At 51.7% G+C, this 727-nt stretch carries 7 tRNA genes and 1 rRNA gene; all 8 read left to right on the plus strand.

Annotation, left to right across the window (positions count from 1 at the left end):
• Window positions 1-10 precede the first annotated feature (10 nt).
• The 8 genes from rrf (at window position 11) to QM928_RS09975 (ending at window position 726) form a co-directional block, all read left to right on the plus strand.
• Window positions 11-126: ribosomal RNA gene (gene rrf / locus QM928_RS09940) — 5S ribosomal RNA — on the plus strand.
• A 4-nt stretch (window positions 127-130) separates the two neighbouring features.
• Window positions 131-203: transfer RNA gene (locus tag QM928_RS09945), tRNA-Val, on the plus strand.
• A gap of 5 nt (window positions 204-208) precedes the next feature.
• Window positions 209-279, plus strand: a tRNA-Gly gene (locus QM928_RS09950).
• 36 nt (window positions 280-315) lie between these two features.
• Window positions 316-389, plus strand: a tRNA-Ile gene (locus tag QM928_RS09955).
• Window positions 390-398: 9 nt separating this feature from the next.
• A tRNA-Glu gene (locus tag QM928_RS09960) sits at window positions 399-470 on the plus strand.
• A 6-nt stretch (window positions 471-476) separates the two neighbouring features.
• Window positions 477-566, plus strand: a tRNA-Ser gene (locus tag QM928_RS09965).
• Window positions 567-576: 10 nt separating this feature from the next.
• Window positions 577-650 (plus strand) — tRNA-Met (locus tag QM928_RS09970).
• 3 nt (window positions 651-653) lie between these two features.
• Window positions 654-726, plus strand: a tRNA-Phe gene (locus QM928_RS09975).
• Window position 727 lies beyond the last annotated feature (1 nt).

The raw sequence follows: 727 nt of genomic DNA on the forward strand, positions 1-727 counted from the left end.
TTACTCAAAGTTAAGTGACGATAGCCTAGGAGATACACCTGTACCCATGCCGAACACAGAAGTTAAGCCCTAGAACGCCGGAAGTAGTTGGGGGTTGCCCCCTGTGAGATAAGGAAGTCGCTTAGCTAAAGGGAGTTTAGCTCAGCTGGGAGAGCATCTGCCTTACAAGCAGAGGGTCAGCGGTTCGATCCCGTTAACTCCCATTTTAGCGGGTGTAGTTTAGTGGTAAAACTACAGCCTTCCAAGCTGTTGTCGCGAGTTCGATTCTCGTCACCCGCTTTGAACATAGTTCAATTTACCAAGTTTTTAAGACTTGGGCGCGTAGCTCAGGTGGTTAGAGCGCACGCCTGATAAGCGTGAGGTCGGTGGTTCGAGTCCACTCGTGCCCATTGAAATATGGTCCGTTGGTCAAGGGGTTAAGACACCGCCTTTTCACGGCGGTAACACGGGTTCGAATCCCGTACGGACTATTTATTGGAGGATTACCCAAGTCCGGCTGAAGGGAACGGTCTTGAAAACCGTCAGGCGTGTAAAAGCGTGCGTGGGTTCGAATCCCACATCCTCCTTTATTATTAACGCGGGATGGAGCAGCTCGGTAGCTCGTCGGGCTCATAACCCGAAGGTCGTAGGTTCAAATCCTGCTCCCGCAATAAGGCTCGGTAGCTCAGTTGGTAGAGCAATGGATTGAAGCTCCATGTGTCGGCGGTTCGATTCCGTCTCGCGCCAT

Origin of the sequence: Streptococcus infantis (assembly GCF_047460405.1) — a bacterium.
Lineage (GTDB): Bacteria > Bacillota > Bacilli > Lactobacillales > Streptococcaceae > Streptococcus > Streptococcus infantis_Q.